At 33.7% G+C, this 3520-nt stretch carries 5 protein-coding genes; 2 read left to right on the top strand and 3 right to left on the bottom strand.

All coding sequences use genetic code 11. The annotated features are described in order from the left end of the window. Together CHB62_RS14335 and CHB62_RS14330 are read left to right on the top strand one after the other, a co-directional pair. A partial coding sequence (locus tag CHB62_RS14335; protein ID WP_141240454.1) for a helix-turn-helix domain-containing protein occupies positions 1-111 on the top strand: 111 nt, incomplete at its 5' end. A gap of 20 nt (positions 112-131) precedes the next feature. Then, positions 132-443: a helix-turn-helix domain-containing protein gene (locus tag CHB62_RS14330; protein ID WP_089367355.1), complete on the top strand. Its 312-nt coding sequence runs from the start codon at positions 132-134 to the stop codon at positions 441-443. Positions 444-833: 390 nt separating this feature from the next. On the opposite strand, the gene CHB62_RS14320 is transcribed toward CHB62_RS14330, so the two are convergent. The 3 genes from CHB62_RS14320 to CHB62_RS14310 are packed head-to-tail and all read right to left on the bottom strand — an operon-like array spanning position 834 to position 2702. Further along, positions 834-1616 carry a hypothetical protein gene (locus CHB62_RS14320; protein ID WP_141240453.1) on the bottom strand — a complete coding sequence of 261 codons (783 nt, stop codon included), beginning with the start codon at positions 1614-1616 and terminating at the stop codon, positions 834-836. A 4-nt stretch (positions 1617-1620) separates the two neighbouring features. Beyond that, the gene (locus CHB62_RS14315) at positions 1621-2217 is read right to left on the bottom strand and encodes a hypothetical protein (RefSeq protein WP_089367352.1); all 597 of its coding nucleotides are present in this window, start codon (positions 2215-2217) and stop codon (positions 1621-1623) included. A 2-nt stretch (positions 2218-2219) separates the two neighbouring features. Beyond that, complete coding sequence (locus CHB62_RS14310; protein WP_089367351.1) at positions 2220-2702, bottom strand: hypothetical protein; 483 nt, start codon at positions 2700-2702, stop codon at positions 2220-2222. Between the last annotated feature and the right edge of the window lie 818 nt (positions 2703-3520).

Raw genomic sequence — 3520 nt, 5'->3', positions numbered from 1 at the left:
ACCCTGCAATCATACAGAGATACGGGAAAAATCCCTTTCTCAATGATTGGACACAAGTGCTATTACAAGGAGAGCGACATCACGGAGTTACTGAATGTAAACAATGAATGAAATCAAACACAGAATGAATTATGGCAGAGAATGAAATCATTACACAGCAAGACCCTCAGATGCAGATGTTTTCACAACTGATGGAGGGCATATTGAAGAAATTGGAGCGGTATTGCGCTACCGCCCATCCGATGCTGGGCGGAGAGGTTTACCTCGCTGGCGAGGAGGTTTGCAGCCAATTACGGCTCAGCACACGTACGCTCCAAGAGTACAGAAATGCAGGAACACTTCCTTTCTACAAAATCGGAGGGAAGATACTTTACAAAGAGAGCGACATACAAACAATGCTTGAAAGGCATTATAATCCCATACCGCAAACAGGTAAGTTATGAGTTAAGTTAAGAAATCAGTCGCGACTTAAGTCAAATGGTCAGTTATGACTTTGGGGGTCAAGAAATTAGTTTCGACCTAAGTCAAAATTAACTTTAGTCAAAAATATGTCAGCTCATAAAGTCAGTAAGTTAAGAAATTAGTCTAAACTTATCTCTTGACTTACTTCTTGAACTTTGAACTCTCGTCTATCAAAAGCACCCCAGAAAGGTTACTTTATGGAACATAACAAACTATCTCTTTCTTTATACTGGCAAGGTGTGTCTTTGTACCACAAATTGCCATTTGTACCACAAAGACCCTTGCCCCGAAAGGGGATTAAATCACTCCAAAGTCGTGTTATATTTTAGAAAAAAGGTAATACAAAAACGACTTTTAGACTCCTTTATAAACTATATTCTCTTGCTAACCGCATAAATAAACTGATAGCCAAGACTTCCAATATTAGAAGGATGTCTTGCAAAGAACGGCCAATCAATATCTAATATAATGGTTTTATGAGATACATTTTCCCACTGAATTCGTAGTTGATAAGAATTCATTTGATATTGGTTGACATTTTCTTTAGTTTTGTATAAATATAAAGAATACCCTCGTTCTGTATAAGAGGATTTCGTATTAGGAACAAGACCACATAAAGGTGAGGGGCGTGCAGAAACTTTTTCTCCATCGTTTGCATTATAATATGTTCCATAGAGTCTCCATCTACACACATATTTTTTATTCGTGCTAATCCTTAATTCAGGCGAAACAACTTTATTGATAGAGTCAACCATACTTTTGCTAAATTTAGCATTAAAGTTAGCATAAACAGATGGATCCGAATAAAGATCAACAGTCTCTCGGTAGATATACACTGTATCGGTTCGTATTCGTCTTTTTGCTCTTAAAACACTTCTGGTTTGTGGTTGTTCTTCTTCGACTTTTGTCCATCCCTTCTGTATTAATCGATTCTCACGTTCGTTTACTACTTGTGTTAGAGAATTTCGCAAATCTTCTAAAGAATTGACACAAAGTGTCGTTGTGTCATTATTTATTGTAGGAACAATAAATTCTCTCCTTTTTGCAGTATCTTTATTACCTAACATAGAATTGCTTTCATTTTCACAGCTAGTTAGAAAAGGAAAAGATAATATCGCAAAAAGCGAAAAACTGAAAAATAATCTTTTATTCATATTTTTATTGTGGTGAGATAGAATACTTCCATTCGATGTCTTTAGGAGTACATGGATCATATCGATCCATTCTCCGACCATACAAGTCGCTGACAACATGAAGAACGAATGTTTTAAGTTCCCTTGCGTTGCTTGCAGGTTCTTCGTATCCACGGTCTTTTGTTAAAGCTATACTGCTATTACCCAATACAAAATCTTGAGACGGTTTGTAGCCGCATTTTTGAGACTCTTCAGACCAAATATCATACCCTGGCTTATATACATTTTTATAGCATATCAAGTATTCAACAACATAAACTCCTTGTGGCAAACCAAACTTTGCTGCAGCTGCACTCTTTAGTGCGATCTTCCCTCTTTTTGCAGTTTCTGTTCTATCACTTCCATATACTACAACAAGTTCATCATCAACAATATCACCATTTGCTCTCGTCTTTATTTGGGAAACTTTTGCTACCCTTGTAGACGTTTCTTTTTGTTTAGTTACTGCAATGTTCGAATTTTGTTCTTTCAACAAATCATTTTGTAAATAAGATTCTTCGATTTCATTACTACATGATATAGTAACAAAAGCAATCATTAAAAATGGTAATAAATTTTTCATATTTAAAAATTTAATTTGAATATATAATCCGATTCCGTTATTTTATCATCGACATAAAAGGCATGAATAGTATGCGTTGTATCTATATGTTGAATATTATCAACATAACCTTTTATTTTTATGGTTAAGTCGTCAGAAATAGAAGGAGATTTCATTCTTTTTCGGTAGGTTATTCCAATATGAATCCAATCAGGATTTCTTGTTTTTAAATATAGCGTAATTGTGTCAGAAGTAGAACAACGTCCCTTGGATATTTCAAATGTTCCATCTTTACAAACTTTTGTATCTTTACCTTGTTTTACATATAAAGTGCTGCCATTTCCTGTGTATGCGACCACAGTAGTCCAAGGAGAAATTTTTTCATTATCCCCACAAAGATTGAGTGAAAGTTGTTTTTCAACATATTCTTTATTGGTAAAGTCTGTCTTATCACAACTTTGAAATGCAAAAAATATTATCAATAGAACTAAATATAATGGCTTCATCTTAATAAATAATTTTTAATTGTACATATTGATGAAAAAATAAGAAATTAAGCCGATACTGCAAAATTTTATGACGTATTTTTCTTATATTATTGAAAAGAATTCTTTATTCCTAACATGATGGAATATATTCACACAATAAACGTTGGTCGTTTCGAATAACATCAAGAACGATAGAGGTGCAAAACTCTTTTTCTGAAATAACTAGAGCGACTCGTTTAGGAAAATACCCCTTTTGCTTATATGTCCTTGTTGTTTGATTTCTTATAAATTCATAATGCTAAATCTAAAACAGAACGTATGCTTTTGCTCTTTGCTTTGAATGTAATAATAGGCAATTTATTTCAGTTTACCAAATTTTCGAGGGGCTTCAAAAACTCTCTTTTTTCTCATTTACAATGTGAAATGATAATAAGTCTTTTTAGCTGGCATAATAACGACACTAAAACTTCTGAAAATTACTCCCAATAGAATTAGATGTGACTAATTTAAGGTGTATCTGCAATTTATTTCCGTAGAAACACATTTTTTTCATCAGAAAATATTATCTTTGCATTATCGAATTGGTGTGTTCTTTGAGGCAATGCAGAATAAAGAGAGGGAAAGAAACTCGCTCGTTTCCATATCGTAACACATTTTCCCTTTATTCTTTCTTTGTATGTTGATTATCTGAAAGATACAAATTTATTGAATCTTTTGCGGGCGTTAATAAGCGGTTAACCCGATTCGGTGCATCTCTAAAAGTATTACTTTTACTATCATAGATGTATTTTTTATTACCCTCTTGGTAATGTATCTATCCTCTGCGTTGAGTAGGA

The sequence above is a fragment of the Prevotella jejuni genome (assembly GCF_900187995.1).
Classification (GTDB): domain Bacteria; phylum Bacteroidota; class Bacteroidia; order Bacteroidales; family Bacteroidaceae; genus Prevotella; species Prevotella jejuni.
Note: the sequence above shows the minus strand (reverse complement) of the source record. Positions and strands in the feature narration are given on the sequence as shown.

Bases quoted from the DNA above. Each gene is read 5' to 3' on its own strand.
- CHB62_RS14330 (WP_089367355.1), top strand. From the start codon at position 132: ATGGCAGAGAATGAAATCATTACACAGCAAGACCCTCAGATGCAGATG.
- CHB62_RS14320 (WP_141240453.1), bottom strand. From the start codon at position 1,616: ATGAATAAAAGATTATTTTTCAGTTTTTCGCTTTTTGCGATATTATCT.
- CHB62_RS14315 (WP_089367352.1), bottom strand. From the start codon at position 2,217: ATGAAAAATTTATTACCATTTTTAATGATTGCTTTTGTTACTATATCA.
- CHB62_RS14310 (WP_089367351.1), bottom strand. From the start codon at position 2,702: ATGAAGCCATTATATTTAGTTCTATTGATAATATTTTTTGCATTTCAA.